At 41.3% G+C, this 18,479-nt stretch carries 21 protein-coding genes; 10 read left to right on the top strand and 11 right to left on the bottom strand.

The window, feature by feature from the left end; all coding sequences use genetic code 11:
- Positions 1-346 precede the first annotated feature (346 nt).
- Together H5300_RS19605 and H5300_RS19600 are read right to left on the bottom strand one after the other, a co-directional pair.
- Positions 347-2,737 carry a bifunctional diguanylate cyclase/phosphodiesterase gene (locus tag H5300_RS19605; RefSeq protein WP_182796653.1) on the bottom strand — a complete coding sequence of 797 codons (2,391 nt, stop codon included), beginning with the start codon at positions 2,735-2,737 and terminating at the stop codon, positions 347-349.
- Complete coding sequence (locus H5300_RS19600) at positions 2,734-3,786, bottom strand: spermidine/putrescine ABC transporter substrate-binding protein (RefSeq protein ID WP_182796652.1); 1,053 nt, start codon at positions 3,784-3,786, stop codon at positions 2,734-2,736. The genes H5300_RS19605 and H5300_RS19600 overlap by 4 nt, the downstream gene beginning before the upstream one ends.
- A gap of 508 nt (positions 3,787-4,294) precedes the next feature.
- Here H5300_RS19600 and H5300_RS19595 point away from each other — a divergent pair.
- From H5300_RS19595 to H5300_RS19580, 4 genes are all read left to right on the top strand, one after another.
- A complete protein-coding gene (locus tag H5300_RS19595) occupies positions 4,295-4,567 on the top strand; it encodes a helix-turn-helix domain-containing protein (RefSeq protein ID WP_017084883.1) in 273 nt (90 codons plus the stop codon).
- Between the two features lie 450 nt (positions 4,568-5,017).
- The gene (gene radC, locus H5300_RS19590; RefSeq protein WP_017084882.1) at positions 5,018-5,485 is read left to right on the top strand and encodes a DNA repair protein RadC; all 468 of its coding nucleotides are present in this window, start codon (positions 5,018-5,020) and stop codon (positions 5,483-5,485) included.
- A complete protein-coding gene (locus tag H5300_RS19585; RefSeq protein WP_182796651.1) occupies positions 5,482-5,934 on the top strand; it encodes a DUF2787 family protein in 453 nt (150 codons plus the stop codon). The genes radC and H5300_RS19585 overlap by 4 nt, the downstream gene beginning before the upstream one ends.
- A 31-nt stretch (positions 5,935-5,965) precedes the next feature.
- Positions 5,966-6,394, top strand: a complete 429-nt coding sequence (locus H5300_RS19580) for a DUF2787 domain-containing protein (RefSeq protein ID WP_182796650.1) — start codon at positions 5,966-5,968, stop codon at positions 6,392-6,394.
- A 3-nt stretch (positions 6,395-6,397) separates the two neighbouring features.
- Here the strand turns inward: H5300_RS19580 and H5300_RS19575 are convergent, their stop codons facing one another.
- Positions 6,398-6,739, bottom strand: coding sequence for a YkvA family protein (locus H5300_RS19575; protein ID WP_182796649.1), 342 nt, complete (start codon positions 6,737-6,739; stop codon positions 6,398-6,400).
- Between the two features lie 139 nt (positions 6,740-6,878).
- On the opposite strand from H5300_RS19575, the gene H5300_RS19570 reads away from it, so the two are divergent.
- A complete protein-coding gene (locus H5300_RS19570; RefSeq protein WP_017084879.1) occupies positions 6,879-7,130 on the top strand; it encodes a hypothetical protein in 252 nt (83 codons plus the stop codon).
- A gap of 182 nt (positions 7,131-7,312) precedes the next feature.
- Complete coding sequence (locus tag H5300_RS19565; RefSeq protein ID WP_182796648.1) at positions 7,313-8,284, top strand: YafY family protein; 972 nt, start codon at positions 7,313-7,315, stop codon at positions 8,282-8,284.
- Positions 8,285-8,314: 30 nt separating this feature from the next.
- Here H5300_RS19565 and H5300_RS19560 read toward each other — a convergent pair whose 3' ends face one another.
- A complete protein-coding gene (locus tag H5300_RS19560) occupies positions 8,315-8,500 on the bottom strand; it encodes an AlpA family transcriptional regulator (RefSeq protein WP_017084877.1) in 186 nt (61 codons plus the stop codon).
- 77 nt (positions 8,501-8,577) lie between these two features.
- Between H5300_RS19560 and H5300_RS19555 the strand changes: the two genes are divergently transcribed.
- Positions 8,578-9,567 (top strand): GTPase family protein, encoded by a 990-nt coding sequence (locus tag H5300_RS19555; RefSeq protein ID WP_182796647.1) that lies wholly within the window; start codon positions 8,578-8,580, stop codon positions 9,565-9,567.
- A gap of 107 nt (positions 9,568-9,674) precedes the next feature.
- Positions 9,675-10,121: a hypothetical protein gene (locus H5300_RS19550; RefSeq protein WP_182796646.1), complete on the top strand. Its 447-nt coding sequence runs from the start codon at positions 9,675-9,677 to the stop codon at positions 10,119-10,121.
- Positions 10,122-10,159: 38 nt separating this feature from the next.
- Here the strand turns inward: H5300_RS19550 and H5300_RS19545 are convergent, their stop codons facing one another.
- The gene (locus H5300_RS19545; protein WP_182796645.1) at positions 10,160-10,804 is read right to left on the bottom strand and encodes an inovirus Gp2 family protein; all 645 of its coding nucleotides are present in this window, start codon (positions 10,802-10,804) and stop codon (positions 10,160-10,162) included.
- Positions 10,805-10,970: 166 nt separating this feature from the next.
- On the bottom strand, positions 10,971-12,014 hold the full coding sequence (locus H5300_RS19540; RefSeq protein ID WP_182796644.1) for an Lrp/AsnC family transcriptional regulator: 1,044 nt from the start codon (positions 12,012-12,014) through the stop codon (positions 10,971-10,973).
- 145 nt (positions 12,015-12,159) lie between these two features.
- On the opposite strand from H5300_RS19540, the gene H5300_RS19535 reads away from it, so the two are divergent.
- On the top strand, positions 12,160-12,906 hold the full coding sequence (locus tag H5300_RS19535) for a hypothetical protein (RefSeq protein WP_102386578.1): 747 nt from the start codon (positions 12,160-12,162) through the stop codon (positions 12,904-12,906).
- A gap of 295 nt (positions 12,907-13,201) precedes the next feature.
- Here the strand turns inward: H5300_RS19535 and H5300_RS19530 are convergent, their stop codons facing one another.
- The 4 genes from H5300_RS19530 to H5300_RS19515 all read right to left on the bottom strand — a co-directional run bounded on the left by H5300_RS19530 (position 13,202) and on the right by H5300_RS19515 (position 15,983).
- Entirely contained in the window at positions 13,202-14,461 is a 1,260-nt protein-coding gene (locus H5300_RS19530) for a site-specific integrase (protein WP_182796643.1), read from the bottom strand.
- 321 nt (positions 14,462-14,782) lie between these two features.
- Entirely contained in the window at positions 14,783-15,154 is a 372-nt protein-coding gene (locus H5300_RS19525; RefSeq protein ID WP_004736696.1) for a YijD family membrane protein, read from the bottom strand.
- On the bottom strand, positions 15,154-15,795 hold the full coding sequence (gene fabR / locus H5300_RS19520; RefSeq protein ID WP_004736697.1) for an HTH-type transcriptional repressor FabR: 642 nt from the start codon (positions 15,793-15,795) through the stop codon (positions 15,154-15,156). The genes H5300_RS19525 and fabR overlap by 1 nt, the downstream gene beginning before the upstream one ends.
- Positions 15,792-15,983 carry a pyridine nucleotide transhydrogenase gene (locus tag H5300_RS19515; RefSeq protein WP_182796642.1) on the bottom strand — a complete coding sequence of 64 codons (192 nt, stop codon included), beginning with the start codon at positions 15,981-15,983 and terminating at the stop codon, positions 15,792-15,794. Before H5300_RS19515 ends, fabR begins: the two co-directional genes overlap by 4 nt.
- 139 nt (positions 15,984-16,122) lie before the next feature.
- On the opposite strand from H5300_RS19515, the gene sthA reads away from it, so the two are divergent.
- On the top strand, positions 16,123-17,523 hold the full coding sequence (sthA, locus tag H5300_RS19510) for a Si-specific NAD(P)(+) transhydrogenase (protein WP_004736699.1): 1,401 nt from the start codon (positions 16,123-16,125) through the stop codon (positions 17,521-17,523).
- A gap of 212 nt (positions 17,524-17,735) precedes the next feature.
- On the opposite strand, the gene H5300_RS19505 is transcribed toward sthA, so the two are convergent.
- Positions 17,736-18,479, bottom strand: a 744-nt coding sequence (locus H5300_RS19505) for an MATE family efflux transporter (protein ID WP_259397802.1), incomplete at its 5' end; no start/stop codon positions are given.

The following is an 18,479-nucleotide window of genomic DNA, read 5'->3' as shown; positions in this document are numbered from 1 at the left end:
TCTCTGGTTTCATACGATGTATGGCAAGATTAAGTTATGGGTTTTACGCGATCTTTATGCCATCACTTGAATTTCTAAGTATCGTTGTTCCGCACTTCACCATGACTACAAGTATTACAAACTCAACAGTAAGAGTCATTACTCTATTAATCTTTGGGGTAATAACTTGTCCAAATATCGGCTAGTAGGACTGTGATCACCAAGTGACTTTGTCGTTATCCATGCCTAACAGTACAGGTAACTGACTTCATTACTATCAAGATCTGTCTCCACCTATCAGTAGGGCAGACAAAGCGATGTGTTATTTCAAAACTCAGAACCAGCCTTATTTTATGGTGTCAGCTCTTTAATTGTACTCAGGCAAACTCCCTCTCTTCCATGCTGCGATAAAATCATCTTCTTTTAAGGGCTTAGATAGTAAGAACCCTTGTACTTCCTGACATCCTTTATTTCGAACGTAATCTAATTGACTCACTGTTTCTACGCCTTCTGCAATGATATTGAGATCATAAATTTTGGCCATTTCAATGATTACTTCAATAAGCTGTTTGTCTGTTGATTCAGAGTCAATTGCGTTGACAAACATACGGTCGATCTTAAGCGTATCGATAGGATAATTTATCAGTTGGCTAAAGGCCGTATAGCCGGTACCAAAATCGTCAAGAGAAACCTTCACTCCGAGTTGTTTCAACGCCTTAAGTCTCTCAATATTCTGTTCATCTCCGGGTATAAAGCAGGTTTCGGTGATTTCCATTTCAACCATGTGTGCTGGAATCTCATAGCGCGTCAGTAACCCAGAAAGTACATTGACAAAGTCGGAATTAGAGAGCTGCCAAGATGAGAAATTAATCGCTAATGTGCCATCAAAATTCAGCTCTTCTATCCAGACGGACAGTCTCTGCAGAGCATTTTCAAAAACCCAATAATCAATATGTTTAATTAATCCTGACGATTCTGCTACTGGTATAAAATCCGCTGGCCCGTAGGAGAGTAGAGCCACGTGACTTGTTCGTATTAGAACTTCTGCACCTTTAATCTTACCTTTTTCGATATCATAAACAGGCATATAGGTTAGATAGAACTCGTTAGATTTAATCGCCTCTTTCAAGTCTTCATTAATTTGAGTATGACGCTTTATTTCTCGATCCATCTCTCTTGAGTAGAATTGATAATGGTTTATTCCCGCGACATTTTTGCAGGCATACATTGCTGAATCAGCATTGTTAACCAGTGCGGTGACAGATTTAGCATCATCAGGGTAAACGGAAATACCGACACTGACCCCAATATCAAATTGAGTACCATCCACTTCGAAGCCGTCCTCAAAGAGAGAGAGAATTCGATGGGAAAATTGGGTAAGTATATCTAAGTCGTCCAATCCACCAACGATAATGGCAAACTCATCACCAGATAGTCTGGCGAACTCAAACTCAGAGATAGTTAGATTTTCCCACTCAAAATCAACAAAGCTATCAACGAGGCGCTCTGCAAATACTACGAATAAATGGTCTCCAACATGATGCCCGTATTTGTCATTCACGTGTTTAAAGTTATCAATATCAAAGTAGATAACAGCGCACTTTTTATCTGTTTTAGTGCAGTTATCCATTATGCGTGTGATATCTAGATTGAATTTTTTCCTATTTGGTAAGCCCGTCAAAGAGTCTCTTTTTGCCAGATCATCGAGCTCAGTGATCAAGTTTATGTACTTATTGGTAAGGATGGAGACTTCGTCGTTACTTTTGGAACGCTCTATATAGACTAAGTCATCATGATTTACGGACTCCACGTTCTTAGTGAGTCTCTCCACTGGCTTAATGATTTGCTTTACGATAAGCCACTTTAGTAGTAAGAAAGTGACAGCCGTTACTGACAAAACAATAACAGCGTAAAGAAGTTGAAAGGGTTTATACAATTCATTGAGGTGTATTTGAGCCAGGCAAATTTTGATAGACCATAAGTCATGTATTAGCTGAAAACCCAATTCATAGTCTGGCAGGGTAATATCTTTTATCTGTTCTTCATTCCCCAGCGAGTACGAGGTAGCATTAGGTCTAAGTATCAGTTGAGCGTCAGGACCAAGCCTACTTTTCACGGACTCTTGAAATTTATTGTAGTGCCTTATTTTTGAGCGAACCACTGCAGTAAGTAATGTCTGCCCATAAGAAAAGGTTGAGACAGTAAAACTCTGTTCGGGTGTAAATGTCTTTACAACTAAAAATTCAGGGCCTTCAACACCTTCGTTCAGTTTGTAGGTAGAGGCATTAACGCGAGCTACACCTTTCGAGTCTAATGCTTGTTGAATCGCAGCAAGGTGATCTGTCACAACCGTATCAGCAGAGTATTTTGCAAATGGGTCCGACGTATTAAAGTAGATAAGTTCTTCGCCATTAAGATCCACTAAAGCAAAGCTCTCGATCATACCGTGATTGAGCTTTAATTGATTAATATACCCCGCCAGTTCTTTCTCCGTGTAGTACTGAGCGGTGTCATCATATATTTCAAGAAGATACTTTTGAATATAGTAGTTCTCTAGACTCATTCTAATCGAAAAATCGAGCTCTCTAAGCGCTTCATTAAGGTCATGAGAGATATGAGTAAGTTCACTTTGTAATTGTTCCGATAGCGACGAGTTCAGTTGCATTTTTTGACTGGTGTACGAAAAAACTCCAGCGATGGAGAAGATTACTACCATAACAGGAAGTAGAATATAATTGATCTTTAGCGACAGTTTCATTTGTTGGTTTTATATCTTGGGTTATGAATAACAAAGAGTATTTGGCTTCTCAGGTCTGAAGCTTCTTTGCTTAGTGTCTTATAGGTAAACGATGAACCGCTGTCTAATCCCGTTGGGAACAACTCTTCATCTAGCAGATAGTTATCAGTTGCGAGATCTAATACGTGTCTGTTCGAACTTGCGAACCACATTTCTTCAGCATTTAATGCCGATCTCTCTGGTGTGTTAATAAAGTTAAGGAACTCTATCGACGCTTTGCTAATAGGCCTGTCTTTATGGACACTAAAGCATTCATGCCACATCAAAGTACCTTCTTGAGGAATGGTATAGATCCAATCATCTTGCTCTGTATACGACGCTATTTGTTCTTTTTCTCCTGAATAGATAACGGCAACTTCCATTTTAGAGCCAGATTTTTTATCTAGGGCGTAGCCAATAGCCGCTCTTATTACTAATAGCTGTTCACGAACCTTCATCAACAGTTTGTACGCTTGTGCCAATTCGACTTCATTTTCGGTCATAGGATCGAACCCTAACGCCAATAATGCGATTGCAATGGTATCTACATCGTCATCAGGAATCACAACAGTTTGAGGGTATTTTAATGCGTAGTCGAAAACGTCCATCCAAGAGGTTATACCTTCGGTGACTTTTGAAGACCGAAATGCGACCCCCATGGTACCGTTAGCATACGGAACTCCATTAGCCCCGCAAGCTCTGCGAGATACCTCAGTAAAGTTTGAATTACCTTCCTTCAAAGTATTAGACAAATCTCCTAAAATCCCTGCTCTGCCCAGTTCACCAATGGTTAGCCCATCAATGATAAACAAATCATAGGCTAGGGCTTTACCTGAATACACCACAGCATCACGTAACATTTCATTTTCAAAATAAACCTGAGATACAGTATGACCGTACTGTTCTTCAAATTCTTCTATCAGAGTGTCAGAGATATAGTCTTCCCAAGTGAAAATTTTCAGCTCTTCAGCAAAACTCTGTGCTGACAAAAAAATAGAACAAGTTAAAGAAAAACAAGTTAAGAAACGCATCAGATACCTATTACAATTGTTTTCGATGGCGTTTAACCATGACGTTAATTTTGGTTTTATTATATAAAATAATAGGTGTAATTATGCCCTTTTAATCAATATATTAGTGAGGTGTATATTAGATTTTGTGCAAATAGTTGATTTGTGGGGGCTTGAGTAGACTTAGAGGGTTAAACGTGTAAAGCATCGTCGAATGTTATTTTTCATATTGGATCAAACCGGAGCATATTCTCTACTACAACATCACCAACTGGCAATTCCACGTCGACAGCTTGCCATGAGAAAAAGTATTGAAATTCCAGTAGCTCGATCTTTAACAGAGTAATTACGTTAACGCGGAATGGGGCATTTATCATTTTCGCAAGCTCTCAATGAGCCTTGTGTTTAATGAACCTGGCCTACTAAACAAAATCAAACCAACATTAACATTTGTAATCAGCGGATTTTGAGGCCGTTTTATGATAAATTTGCTGAATTAATATTGTCTCTTAACGAGCGCCAAGCTTATATGAATGATCAAACATCCCCTATCAATAAAGACCATTTAAAAAAGCTTATCCGAGCAGAGCTAACACCAACATGGTTTGATACAAAATCAGCTAACCCTGACATGTCTTGGGTTACTCCGGCGGTGATTGAAATATTATTTACTGAATTGATAACTCATACTCGTGGCAATCAGTCGAAGGCAGCGAGGATGTTAGGTATCAATAGAGGTAATTTCAGCAAGAAATTAAACCAGCTAACCGCGCGTGAGTTTGGTTTGCATGAGAGCTTGTAAATAGTATCAAGGCTATTCTTACTCTACCGATAGTGCCAAGCTTAACCCCTCTTCTCGCTTAAAGGGTTACTGGTGAGGATATACTCAGATTGCAAAGTAACGATCAGCTGGGCTCGACTAGGTGCCTAGCTGATAGCGTCACGCTAGATTCAAGTTTTTTGCTCAACATGAGCCATGCTATCGAACATTCACTTCACCCTAAGTGGAACTTCACCGATACAAAACCCATCGTCATTACTTGATGGTTTTAACCAACCCTAACCTACCATGCTTAAATTCAGATCGAGACTGATAATAGGAACGCTTCTGGATTAAGTAGTACCAGCTGTAAGGCATGAGCTCCAAGCTACTCTCCCAGATATCTCCATACTCGATCATAACAATCAAAACAATTTCAGATATATATCATCTTCGTGCACCTACTACCCAACTCATTCTAAGGAGTGTTTCATGCACGATAACAACTACTATTTTGATGGTCCTGTCACCGCTGACAGGGTGCTCGACGCAGCCGCAGAAATCCTTGCTGCACGGGGCCTCCGAGGCGATCAATATTGCAATCCAGAACTAACTAAAACCTACCTTTCTTGCAAATTAAAAGCCTATGAAAGAGAAGTCTTTGCGGTAATGTTTCTCGACAACCAACATCACTTGATTTCATTTGAAGAACTTTTCTTTGGCACCATTGACTCTGCCAGTGTCTACCCTAGAGAAGTAGTAAAAGCCGCATTAAAGACAAATGCCGCAGCAGTCATCTTTGCTCACAATCACCCTTCCGGTGATGCAACACCTTCACAAGCAGATAAAAGAATCACTCAAAGGCTTAAAGATGCTTTGGCGCTGGTGGATATTCGCGTTCTCGATCATATCGTTATTGGTGATAGTGCAGTTTCCTTTGCAGAAAGGGGGCTACTATGATTCAGAAAACATCTGGTAATGTGGAACTAATTGATTGTTTCCATCAAGCATTACTTTCGATATTCCAGCGTTACTCTATACCTCCCCAAGCTCAACGTATTGTTCTGAATTGTAGACAAAGACGTTACTACAAAACCGGACAAGGGCTTCATCCTATTGAGATTCAATTTCGCCGCACATCTATTAATGAAGACTGGCAGATTATCTGTTTGACTAGCTTTTCTTATTCAGAAAATAAACCCAAAGAGATGGAGCCGGAGCTCTACTTCCATCTATTCAACCTATGGTGTTATCAACCCGACACTAGAGTAGCAAGTCTGGAAGATCCACAAGTAAGAGAGTTACTTGATACTTGGCTTAAGGCCCTAAGCCGTCACATTACTCAGTACCTCTTTGATGATGTTCAATTGTCAATGATCCGCACATTCGATGAACAAACCACTAACTAATTTATACCGCTATCTTTAAAGGAGAATCATCATGTCTATTTTGCACTTCACACCTTCCCTACTGCCTGTCTCTGACAAGCTCCATGCATTAATCAATAAGCAACTCCAAACCTCCATAGAAGCTACAACGCCCAACAGTGAAACGCTTTCTATTAATTTTCGAGATAGGAGCTACAGCGCTGAAGAAGGAGGATACCACCCTGTAGAAATTGGCTTGAAAATAGAAAACAATATGCTGAACATTCTTTACATCACCGACTTTGCCTTTATGGGGAATCACTACCCAGAATTAGAGCGCTGTATAGATTTTGATTTTGGTAATCAGGTCGCCTTTACCGTGGCGACAGGGTGGCAAAGCATCCGCTCTGAAGGGATTGATGAGCTATATAAAATGTGGGAGCACAATTTCCTGCACTACGTTGAAGCGGAATGCTATGACGAAATAGCAATCACTCATTAACCCCTACCTATCTAACCACACTTCCACCTGTTGCTTTGCTTCTTCCTTGTGCTCTTGTTTTACATGGGCCCCAACAGAAGCTAACGCAGCCATCAAGACACTAATATCATCACTGTAGCCCACCCCCATCAACACATCGGGTATCGCATCAATAGGGAAAACAAAGTAGCCCAACGCACTCAGGATAGCAGTCTTAGCCCAACGCGGTGTATCGCTATCTTTCGCACAGTAATAAAGAGTCAAAGCCGTTTCAATCACATCACGACCAGCTTTCTTGGCGTAGCGTTTGAGCTTCCTCCAAAACGAGTGATCACTGAAATGTCTTTGGTGCTGGGTATCTTGCATCGTAAGTCCTCTAGTCAGACTTCAGGATACTGGTTAACAAACTCACTTTTAATACCAAACCTTAGCTAATGCGACATAAGTTAACGTAGCACTTTGTAATATGCATTAGCACTCAACACTTAATAAGAAGGATCATCAAATGGGATTTTGGGACAACGTTGGAAAGCTTGCAAAAGCAGGCGCACAGGCAGGAGCTAAAGTGGCTTCTGACACGTACGGAGACATGAAAGAAGCACAGGCAGACTCTGCTCGTAAGAGTGATGATCAGCTAGCTCGTACTATTGCAAAGCGCTCAGGTGGTACATGGGCGATAGGAGCAGCTCGTCAAGAACTTAAAAGTCGCGGATATGGTGATGACGAGATTCAAAGTCTAGTGAGTCGCCACCGCTAGTTATATTAGGGGCGCGGTGAGTTTACCGCGCCCGCTTCTTTATTCATTTACTTCCCCGTAAAACGCTGCGACATAAGTCAGCGCAGCGACTCGTAAACTCTCTCCAATCAATTCGTTAGCTCATTGTCTTTACTCTTTAATCATCTGAGTAAAGAGATGTGCGCTTAAATATAAAGCCATCTATGGACGATACTAAAGTTAATCGCTCTCAACATTACATACAGTTAGTTCTTGAGATTTATAAGCGCATTCCTAACAGTCGCAAGATCACTGCAAAGGAAATTCAACAACAGCTAAATGAAGTGGGTATTGTCAGGTCGGAGCGAACCATTCAGCGCAACCTCACTGATATCGCTCAGTTTTTTGATGATGTTGATGTCGATACGCGCGATAAGCCTTTTGGTTACAGTCGCCGCTCACAAAACTTACTCTCGTACGGCCCACAAGAGGCTGTATTGCTGAGCCTAGCTGAAAACTATCTACGCTACCTTCTTCCTGTCAATTTAATGAAAACGCTCGACAGTATTTTTAATGATGCGAAGCAACACCTTTTCCCAACCACCAGCAACCTTAAGGAACGCCAATGGTTGAAGAAAGTGCGCTTTGTTAGTGAGGGGGTCCCATTTCTTCCCCCTAATCTCGATAATGAGATTTTTGAAAAGGTGAGTTACGCTCTCTTCCACAATCGTTACCTATCTCTTTGTTATACGAATGCTAACCTTGAGCGTAAAACTAAAGAGGTAATGCCATTGGGTCTAGCACAACAAGGTAGTCGTCTGTATCTGGTGTGCCGCTTCCATGGTCACACCAACGAACGCTCTCTGGCATTACATCGAATCCAAAAAGCTAGTATCTCTACGTTTGATTTTGCGTACCCAAACAACTTCAATCTAGAGCAATATGATTTAGATGGACGCTTTTACTTTGGAGAAGGAGAAGAGATAGAGCTGTCGTTTTGTATCAGACAAGAAAGTGGTTATCACTTATTAGAAACACCGTTATCGACGAAGCAAAGTGTGAAGTTAATCGATGGAGGATATCAATTCACAGCAACGGTGATTGATTCACTTCAGCTAGATCGATGGTTACTTGGCTTTGGTAGTGATGTATGGAATATAACTAAAGAGGCAGCTGGCTCACCAGAACTGTCTTGAACCATTATTACTTTCTATCTGTCAGTAAATCTAACCTTCATCTCGCTCTGCTACTCTTTCCAAAATCCAATCTTGAAGTTCACTCTCGACCCAAGCCACGCTGCGTAACCCCAACGATACTGATTTAGGAAACTTTTCATCTGCCATGAGTTTGTACATGTGTGCACGGCTCAACCCAGTCATATCTAACACTTCTTTTAATCGAATTAGTCTCATTTTTCTTTCCTCATGAATTACTCGTCATAAGGAGAGAGCTAGTTGTAAATTTTCCGGACTCTAACCAAGGAGCACCTATGCCTGAACATCACGACCTATTCACCACACTTGAAAGCGAGATACGTCAAGCACCGCTTAATGAACAAACGCGAACTAAGCTACTCGATAATCTTGAACAAATGAAAACCACAGAACTCAATATCCTGATCACGGGAGCTACTGGAGCTGGAAAAAGTTCTACGATAAATGCCCTTTTCGACATGGCGATTGCAGAAGTAGGTACAAGCTGTGAGCCACACACCCAAGGAATCAGTCAGTACCGCTTGAACAACCTAATTCTTTGGGACAGTCCGGGCTTAGGAGATGGAGTCGAAGAAGATGAGCAACACGCTCGCTTACTAGAAAAGACATTGACAGCCAAAGATGACCAAAAACGTTTTGTGATCGACTTAGTCCTTGTCGTTCTTGATGGGGGTTCACGTGACTTAGGGACACCCACCACTTTAATCAACGACGTACTTATTCCTGCACTAGGAAAAGAAGCTCAGCACCGTCTAATGATTGCCATTAATCAAGCAGACAATGCTTTGAAAGGGAACCAAGCGTGGGACCATGAAAGTAATACGCCAACTTCCGCTGCAAAAGCTCACCTAGAAGCCATGGTGAACTCCATTCATCGCCGTGTACTACGCGCTACAGGGGTTTATTTAAAACCGATTTACTACGTCGCTGGTCACTGTGATGGTACAACCAAACAACGTCCCTATAACCTCTCCAAGCTGTTGTATCTGATTGTTGAACGCCTACCAAAAAATAAACGGCTCATACTGGCGAATCGTACGCTTTCCCCTCGACATGAAAATTGGGAAGACAACGATGCCAGTGATTACAACAACAAAACCAGTTTTAGCTTATGGGAAGCCATCTTCGATACGACAACTAAAGGTGCAGAGTATGGGGAGGAGATAGGAAGCATCTTTGGCACTACAGGCCAACACATTGGGAAAGTCATAGGAGGCGCGCTAGGAGCCGGCCTAGGTGGCTTGCGTTACATCTTCGGCTGGTAGGTAGTCTCATACAGCCCAACCTCACAAACCAACACTCTCTTCGACACAAGTTGTCGTAGCCATCTTTTAGTATCAACTCATTGAATAATAAATAAAGGATATCTCTCATGAAACCTATTGTATTTACCGCAGCACTAACACTGCTTATGACCTTTACTGCATCTGCTGAGGGCTACAAAGTCGAATACAAAGACATCAACACCCGATGGGGACCAAAGACGAAAATATATGTAACGTCCCTCTTTGACTACTCAACTGTCTTCGGTATCGAAGTCAACCGAGGTAACTGTGAAGTCGCTAGACCTGAAACACCAAAGATTACCGTCAACAAGAATAAGTACAGTCAATCTGAAGAGTTACTCAAGAACATGAGTAACCCTGATTACAAAAAGCCATCCAATAATAGCAAGTCTGGTGGTGTGAAATGGCTTCCTTATCCCGAAGTGGATTTGAAGTACGGAGAGTCTACTGGTTATGTCACTACAACACCCTGTAGAGTCCTACAAATAGATATTCACTCTAGTGATGGGAGTTACCGCTTTAATGCGGATTAAACAACTGAAAGGCCACAGGGGCCTTTCTTTTTTTTAACTCAATAACGACTGTAACCGAAGCTCCTCCCGTTCCCAGGTAATTTGCTTTCTTTTTTAGCAAAATAACTAACACGGTAAAAAGCCTGAGCGTATTGATTCTCATAGCTCTCTTTATCGCATCTCTTATTTATTTCACACGTGCCGTTCTCAGCGAAATGAACCGCACTACTTACTTGTTCAACCGAAAGACCAATTGCACTTGCCCAAGCTTTAGCAATCATCCCTGAAACGTATTCTCCTGTAACATCATCGTAGGGCCCCATTCCTTTAAAAACGTCACCGTTTAGTAACACAGCAACGTGATAGTGTGGGTTCTCTGAAGTTACCATTTCTTTGCACCAAATAAATCGAGGCTTAGAGTGACGATTATGACTTTTACGTTCTAGGTAAGCACACATAATCGCTTTGAAGGATTCTTGAAATTTTGTGATTTGCTTACTTGATACTTTCTCACTTGAAAAGCCTTGGGGGTATCTCAAATCCATACGAAGTAGCAACGTTCGAGGGTATTGATCTAGAGCCCTACCAAAAGTGCTTTTGATAGCTAAAAGGCAGGAAGGTATTAGAGGCCCTTTCTTGGTGTATACCGGTAAGTCCATATCATCAATGGTGAGTATTTCTGCATGTCCAAGATGGTTGTTCATTTCTATCATTCCTATTGGTTAGTGTTCTCAATAGGTAGATAGGTTGTTGTAATTAATTAGATAAGATTAAAGGTAATAATATTATTACCGACAGTTTTTCGCCCCCGACCTTTAGTAAGGTTCCTTTGCATAGTAAGGGATGATCTTAGGTATAAACTTGCAATTGTTACTCTGATAAAAAACTGGAATCAAACTTGAGAAGACACCTCTGATTTTTTCTATTCACCCCAATTGCAAAGCTCCTCCCATCAGTAATCTCCAATGTACTGATTGTCCGTGCAAACTCCAAGGCACGGTAAGTCAAGTATTCAATTAATTTATTAGTTGTTCCGTGTGTCAGGTTTAGCTCTTCCCACATAAAACTCTCATGTATAAGCTCCTCATACCATTCAATATCAACACAAACTCTCCGTTCAGAGTTCATAAGCTCAACAATTGTATTTTCTACAAAAAAATCCATATGTTCTGCAAATTCCTTTTTGCAGCTTATGCTTGCCAACAGTTTAAAAACAGCGAGTACCGAGAGGTTATAAACAGGATTGTTTGGAGTGAATGACCTTAGTTCATGGAAATTGACGATCTGTTCGCAATCTAAAAGAGCGACATCAACCTTCTTTAGTTCGATAAAAATTAGTGATTTCTGTTTCTTTAAGATCGAGTGATTCAGACCTGCTACATATCCTTTGATATAACCATGCTTTCTAAGCTTGCTAATCATTGCTTGAGCTTTGCGCTCAGAGCACCCCATAAAACTACAAAGGTCTGCGAGACTTATACTATCAACAACTCCAGACACTTTAGCTTTACTCAAAAGACAAAGAAGCATCAAACGATTCGATAGTGTTAACTCCTTTGCTATTAACTCTCCATACCAAAGATGATTTACCCTTCTCTTGGCATACTTGGGAAGCTGTATAAATTGATTATCTAGGTCATCAAAATCAATACCAGTAAGTTGATAGGCTGTAACAGGTCTACCTCGCTTTCCATTCACTACTTTTTCAGCAATAACGTGGATAGCTTTCACTTCAATTAATAAGCGAATACTGCGCCTAATGAGACGCTCTGGAGCTTTATACTTTTGGACCATATGTAATATAGGCATCTTGTAAGTATTATTCGAATCTGCCTCAAGATACATAAGCAAAAGCAACATTCTCGCTTCAGAAGAGACTTTTTCTGTACCTTTTATAGTCCAACTTACAATCATGAAACGATGCTCCAAAATAATTTAACATGCATTTTGGTGTGTATTATACGGAAAATCAGACCTAGATCCTGGGACGTAGTCCACAGACGTAGTCACTATAAGTAACTAAAGTAGAATTGAGAAAACTAATAGATACAAAAACAACATGACAAAGAAAACTATACGTCCACTAGAGGGCTTCAACTTCAAAAATCAGTCACATAGAAAGTGGTTAAGTACATACCTTGCAAAAAGTAAAACGCACCCTATCGTTGAAAAGTATTACTACCCACTATTCGATGTAGAAAGGGGGATTTCAGATAAAAAACAATTCCAATTTTTTTTTGGGGAGTGTGAAAACAGCGCCGAAGGACGTGAAATATGGCAACTATTACAAGGAGCCTGGGGGAAAAAACTTCGTAGAGAAAAACAAAAAGAAAAAGGAAAGGTACAATATAGTTTTGAGCTTAGTACTGAGTTTGGTATGAAGTTACAAGCGATAGCAAAAAAGCGAAATCAAAGTCAGAAAAATGCCCTTGAACACATTGTAAATGCGCTAACCCCAACCCAGTCAATGTTTGAAGTACATAAACTTGAGAAACAAAACAGTTCCGTGTCATACGAGACAGAAACAAGCTGTTTACGAAAGGAATTACACGAAGCAAATAAAAAAATTCGGGAGTTAGAGTCTGAAGTGGTTTCATTAAAAGAGAAAAATAAGCAGCTTACTCAAGATCAAGTCGATAGAAATACTCAAATAGAAGTCAGCGAGCAAGAGATATCCTCTCTTTCAGCACAGAGTCGTGAGATTGCACTACTTACTGAAGAGTTTAAATTAGTCCAAGAAGAAGTACGAGAATTACAATCCAAAGCGGAAATAAAAAATATGTTCACTGAGCCTATGAAGTTCTAGCCCAGCCCTAACAATTAGCAGTACCATTAGCAGTATTTAATTTATCAAACCAATAATAAACAGTATAAAAACAAATAGATAATAGCTTAATTCAGATGACGCCAGCTCATAGAGAAAGACGCCTTGGGGCGTCTTTTTTTACATCTAAAGAAAAGTGAATGAATAACTGAATGCGCACGTGTGTGAGATACTCGGCCTATGTCGCATTCGTGTGATTGCGATCGCTCGTATCCAGAAGTGACTGAGTAGAATACTCCGAAATATGTACTAGCAAATTAGAGGTTGTGTACAGTATCTAAGCCGATTTTGTCGTTGATAGTGGCAATACATTAGTCACCGTTAGGGTCTGTAACTTCTCACCCCATGCTTGCAGAACTATTAATTGTTCATCAAGATAATCATGATGATTATAAACCTTCAACATACCCGGCAGCTGGTGTCCAACGGTCTTCTCTATCGCTACAATATCTAACCCCATCTCACTGCAACGACTTATAAAAGTTCGACGTAAGTCATGTGGAGAAAAGCGTTCAAAACTCTCAGGCAGATTGCGCTTTATCAATGCTCGTACAGCAGCTGGCTCTTGAACTTTATCGACGGTTAACTGAGGCCAAACCAACTTCCATCTAATTGATACGTTCTCGCGCTGCTCTTTTAGAAGGTCCACTAAATAATTACTCAATGGAACCTTACGGCTCTCTAAGCTCTTCGTATGACGGTCTTCGGAACTGGCAGGTAATAGCCATACCATTTCCTCCAAATCAATCTCACTCCAGCGCATTTCAAGTACTGCACTAATACGTTGCCCACACCCTAACAAAAAATGCATTAAACGAATGTTAGCGGGTTCTGTACGCCAATTAGGTAAATCAATGAGTAAGACCTTTAGTTCTGAAAAACTCAAATTACGTTTTGTGATCTTGGAGCCACCACCTACATCTTTTGATTTCAAATGTGGTGCTGGGTGAACACCAATCATATTCAAAGCTAACGCATGGTTGATAACCTGATTTATGATTTTATGGCATGCACCAATAGCTCCTGCTTTCCTTTTCCCATTTGCATCAACTTTTGCATCAAAGACTTTATTAAGGTCCATCATTCTCAGCTCTTCTAACTTTATGTCTCCGATAAATGGTTTGATATCTCGTGCATAAATTATCCTCGACTGCTCACCTCGTAGCTGCTTAGATAAACGCTTTTCGTCAAAGCTCATAAAGGCGTCATCAAAAGTTTTTGCTTCTTCTTTCTCACGCTGTTCTCGTGCCAGTTCCTGTTTGGGATTTTTGTTATTTTCAAGCCAACTCCGGTAGCGCCCAGCTTCTTTTCGAGCTTGTTCAAGTGTCATACCTGTTTCAGGTTTCGACTTTACATAGCGTCCCATCGATATTTTTTCGTGCTTTTTTCCTATCTGGAAACGAAAAACCCAAGTCATAGTTCCCGTTGGTCGAACACGAACGTTTAACCCTTCAATTTTTTTATCTGGAAGTAAGTATTCTTTTTCCTGTGGCTTCAACGACTGCAACGTTGCATTCGTGCTTATTCTCTTCGTCATGACAAGAAACCTCTACATTTCTGGGTACGGCTCTGGGTACGGCGTGGGGTACGGGGAAAGGTGAGTTTTAATTGTACGCCTAAAGACCTCCCGAGACAACAAACACAAAATAACTCAATATAAACAGCAAGATAAGTAGCAAGTACGGATTTCACGAGACATCCTGAGATTATAACATCGATTTACGCACCACATGGAAGCCGGTGTATTCCTAGAGCGTAAAGCGTAAGTCTCGCTATCTAGGTCGAAGTCGAAGCTAAACAGCAGATACAAAAAAACGAGCCAATTGGCTCGTTTTTTTATTTATACGTTGACGTTGGTTTAAGCGGTTTTACCGATAAAGCCTAGCTTCTTACCTACCCAAGCGAGTAGCAGCATCGCGACAATAATCGCAAAGAAGTTTGATCCTGCATCAGGGTGTTGTGCTTTCACAAAAGCCGAATGGCCAAATGCACCTACAAAGAAACAAGCTAAACCCACTAATGGAATATCTTCAGATACTGGATTAGTTAGGTATTCTTGGTAAAGCGCTTGTACAGCCAAAACTAAAGCAATCAATGGGAAAATAGAGAAGCCCACTTCGCTCATTGTTACCCAAGATAACAGTGCATCACCACACACACCTGCAACAACAGCAAGTACGAGTGTCTTTCTTTCAGAACCACGGTTTACAGTATTATTTTCATTCGACATTATTCAATCCCGCCTTTTAATCGGTTACGTTCACGTTCTTTACGATACCAAAAAGCACCTTTGGCCATCATTCGCAATTGCATGATCAAGCGATCAGCCAATTCATCTCGCTGACGTCGATCTAAATCTAATGCTTCTGCCCCTGAGTTGAAGACCAAAATGACGGAGGCTTCAGCTTGAGTAAAAGCTTCATCTCGTGTCATGCCAGTCGTTATCAAATATTCGGTTAACTCAGCAGAGAAGTGCTGTATCTCACGAGCTACCGCAGCACGAAACTCAAAAGAGGTTCCTGAGCGCTCTCGCAATAACAGTCTGAATACGTTTGGGCTGCTTTCAATGAATTCCATAAAGGTTTCAACCGAGGTACGAATCACACTGCCTTCTTTTACTATGCGTTGCCTAGCTTGACGCATTAGCTGACGCAACAGTAAGCCACCTTCATCAACCATGGTTAAGCCAAGCTCATCCATGTCTTTGAAATGACGATAAAAGGAAGTCGGCGCTATTCCAGCCTCACGAGCAACTTCTCTCAAGCTTAGATTGGAAAAGCTACGATCGGCACTGAGCTGGCTAAATGCTGCGTCGATTAAGCTCCGACGAGTTTTTTCTTTTTGCTGCGCGCGAATGCCCATTGGTTTCATACTTTATCAAACTCTTCTTTTACAGCCAAAACAGGCATGCCTAATACTCTGCTCAATATAACGCGAATCACATATTTATATAAGGCACTCTGGTTATATAAGACACTAAACACACCTCTTTGTTCACGTACCGAAGTAAATACGTTCGAAGAAAAAATTTCAATATCCACACTGTCATTTGGAGACATACAACATACCAAATATTATTTTTTCGATAACACTGCGTGATCCCACCGACTCTCTGATGCCCTTTTCATGTACCCAAGAACAGAATCAGTTAAAATCTCGCTAAAGCAATGTTAATCAAATATAACAAGGAAGATATCTATGCCGCACTCCAACCACTTTGATGTAATCGTAATTGGTAGTGGCCCCGGAGGAGAAGGGGCAGCGATGGGATTAACCAAAGCCGGGTTGAACGTTGCAATCATTGAAAAAGAGAGCAGCGTTGGTGGTGGTTGCACCCACTGGGGAACGATTCCTTCAAAAGCACTGCGTCATGCAGTAAGCCGCATCATTGAATTCAATAGCAACCCGCTGTTTTGTCAGAACAATAAAAGCATTCACTCAACCTTCTCCAACATTCTGGGTCATGCTAAATCAGTCATCGACAAACAGACTCGATTGCGTCAAGGCTTCTACGACCGTAACCAGTGCACATTGGTGTTTGGTACTGCGCGTTTTATCGATACTAACACTATCTCTGTCATGCAGAGCGATGGTACTGAAGAACATTACAGTGCAGACAAATTTGTTATCGCAACAGGTTCTCGCCCTTATCAGCCAGACAACGTCGACTTTCTGCATGAACGTATCTACGACAGCGACTCGATCCTTTCTCTTAAACACGACCCTCAACACATCATCATCTATGGTGCTGGCGTTATTGGTTGTGAATACGCTTCAATCTTCCGTGGTTTAGGCGTTAAAACCGATCTTATTAATACTCGCGATCGCCTGTTGTCATTCTTAGACAATGAAACTTCGGATGCTCTGTCTTACCACTTCTGGAACAGCGGCGTTGTTATTCGTAACGATGAAACCTTTGAGAAAATTGAAGGCACTGATGACGGCGTAATCATTCACCTAGAGTCAGGTAAGAAAATGCGTGCCGACTGTCTACTGTATGCCAATGGCCGAACGGGTAATACTGACAAGCTGAATCTTGGTGCCGTTGGCTTAGAAGCGGACTCTCGAGGACAAGTATCAGTCAACAGCAACTACCAAACCAGTGTTGAACATGTTTACGCTGTTGGTGATGTGATTGGTTATCCTAGCCTAGCAAGTGCTGCTTATGATCAAGGTCGATTCGTAGCCCAAGCCGTGGTGAAAGGTGAAGCAGAACGACACCTTATCGAAGACATCCCAACAGGTATCTATACCATTCCTGAGATCAGCTCTGTCGGTAAAACAGAACAAGAGCTTACCGCAGCTAAAGTACCTTATGAAGTGGGACGATCTTCATTCAAGCACTTAGCTCGTGCTCAAATCGCAGGTAAAGATATTGGTAGCTTGAAGATACTTTTCCATCGTGAAACTAAAGAGATTTTAGGTATCCACGTGTTTGGTGAGCGTGCTGCTGAGATCATCCACATCGGTCAGGCAATCATGGAACAGAAAGGCGAAGCCAATACCATCGAGTACTTTGTGAATACGACCTTCAACTATCCAACAATGGCCGAAGCGTATCGCGTCGCAGCGCTGAACGGACTTAACCGTTTGTTCTAAAAAAAGAACCAACAGGACTATTTGATCACCTGTAGGCCAAATACATAAACAGCAAGCCATGAGCTTGCTGGTTTTATTTAAACTACTGAATTATATAGTCATGCTAGGAATTAGATCATGATGTTCCAAATGCTACTTTACCTGCACAGCTTCTCTTTTTCGCTCCCTGAACTAATCTATCTAATCTATCTAATCTATCGAATCTTTCTAAGCTAAGCGAGAAACTCCCCTTTCTTCCACTGAGAGATAAATAGAACACCAAGACCAATGCCGCGCATGGCCATAAAGCTCAACATTGCTAGCCACAGCGCATGGTTCTCTAAACCTGATGCTAAGTAGAAAATCGCAAAGAAACTGCAGGTAGCCACAAACATACTGTTACGCATATCTTTGCCTTTGGTAGCGCCCACGAAAATACCGTCTAGCAAGAAGCACCACATAGAAACGAGCGGCATCGCAATCAGCCATGGCAGATACACCTCAGCCTGACTCTTAACCTCTGGAATTGTAGTAATCATATTAATCAAACTAGACCCAGCAATCGCGAACGCTATGGTCAGTACCAAACAAATATTGAAGCTCCAGAAGAAAGTGCCAATCAAAGACTGATTTAACTCTTCTTTATCTTTCGCGCCAATCGCCTTTCCGACCATAGCTTCCATTGCATAAGCAAAACCATCCATCCCATAAGAAATGATCATCAAGAAGCTCATCAATACCGCATTAGCCGCCACCACATCATCACCAAAACTTGCACCTTGGAAGGTCATAAAAGTGAAAGTCGCTTGCAGACAAAGCGAGCGCAGAAAGATATCGCGATTCAGTTTTACGAAACGACTCAAACCTTGGCTGGTTTTCTTAAGCAGCTCCAATGGAGATGGCAGTTGCCTCTTCATCCAGATTCGATAAACACAAATTAAGCCAGACGTTAGACCCGCATAGTCCGCTATCACCGA

Source organism: Vibrio sp. SG41-7 (assembly GCF_014164465.1).
In the GTDB taxonomy this organism is placed as follows: domain Bacteria; phylum Pseudomonadota; class Gammaproteobacteria; order Enterobacterales; family Vibrionaceae; genus Vibrio; species Vibrio splendidus.
This window is presented reverse-complemented; position numbering and strand designations above follow the sequence as displayed.

Coding starts and splice junctions, on each gene's coding strand:
- H5300_RS19605 (WP_182796653.1), bottom strand. CDS start 2,737: ATGAAACTGTCGCTAAAGATCAATTATATTCTACTTCCTGTTATGGTA.
- H5300_RS19600 (WP_182796652.1), bottom strand. CDS start 3,786: ATGCGTTTCTTAACTTGTTTTTCTTTAACTTGTTCTATTTTTTTGTCA.
- H5300_RS19595 (WP_017084883.1), top strand. CDS start 4,295: ATGAATGATCAAACATCCCCTATCAATAAAGACCATTTAAAAAAGCTT.
- radC (WP_017084882.1), top strand. CDS start 5,018: ATGCACGATAACAACTACTATTTTGATGGTCCTGTCACCGCTGACAGG.
- H5300_RS19585 (WP_182796651.1), top strand. CDS start 5,482: ATGATTCAGAAAACATCTGGTAATGTGGAACTAATTGATTGTTTCCAT.
- H5300_RS19580 (WP_182796650.1), top strand. CDS start 5,966: ATGTCTATTTTGCACTTCACACCTTCCCTACTGCCTGTCTCTGACAAG.
- H5300_RS19575 (WP_182796649.1), bottom strand. CDS start 6,739: ATGCAAGATACCCAGCACCAAAGACATTTCAGTGATCACTCGTTTTGG.
- H5300_RS19570 (WP_017084879.1), top strand. CDS start 6,879: ATGGGATTTTGGGACAACGTTGGAAAGCTTGCAAAAGCAGGCGCACAG.
- H5300_RS19565 (WP_182796648.1), top strand. CDS start 7,313: ATGGACGATACTAAAGTTAATCGCTCTCAACATTACATACAGTTAGTT.
- H5300_RS19560 (WP_017084877.1), bottom strand. CDS start 8,500: ATGAGACTAATTCGATTAAAAGAAGTGTTAGATATGACTGGGTTGAGC.
- H5300_RS19555 (WP_182796647.1), top strand. CDS start 8,578: ATGCCTGAACATCACGACCTATTCACCACACTTGAAAGCGAGATACGT.
- H5300_RS19550 (WP_182796646.1), top strand. CDS start 9,675: ATGAAACCTATTGTATTTACCGCAGCACTAACACTGCTTATGACCTTT.
- H5300_RS19545 (WP_182796645.1), bottom strand. CDS start 10,804: ATGAACAACCATCTTGGACATGCAGAAATACTCACCATTGATGATATG.
- H5300_RS19540 (WP_182796644.1), bottom strand. CDS start 12,014: ATGATTGTAAGTTGGACTATAAAAGGTACAGAAAAAGTCTCTTCTGAA.
- H5300_RS19535 (WP_102386578.1), top strand. CDS start 12,160: ATGACAAAGAAAACTATACGTCCACTAGAGGGCTTCAACTTCAAAAAT.
- H5300_RS19530 (WP_182796643.1), bottom strand. CDS start 14,461: ATGACGAAGAGAATAAGCACGAATGCAACGTTGCAGTCGTTGAAGCCA.
- H5300_RS19525 (WP_004736696.1), bottom strand. CDS start 15,154: ATGTCGAATGAAAATAATACTGTAAACCGTGGTTCTGAAAGAAAGACA.
- fabR (WP_004736697.1), bottom strand. CDS start 15,795: ATGAAACCAATGGGCATTCGCGCGCAGCAAAAAGAAAAAACTCGTCGG.
- H5300_RS19515 (WP_182796642.1), bottom strand. CDS start 15,983: ATGTCTCCAAATGACAGTGTGGATATTGAAATTTTTTCTTCGAACGTA.
- sthA (WP_004736699.1), top strand. CDS start 16,123: ATGCCGCACTCCAACCACTTTGATGTAATCGTAATTGGTAGTGGCCCC.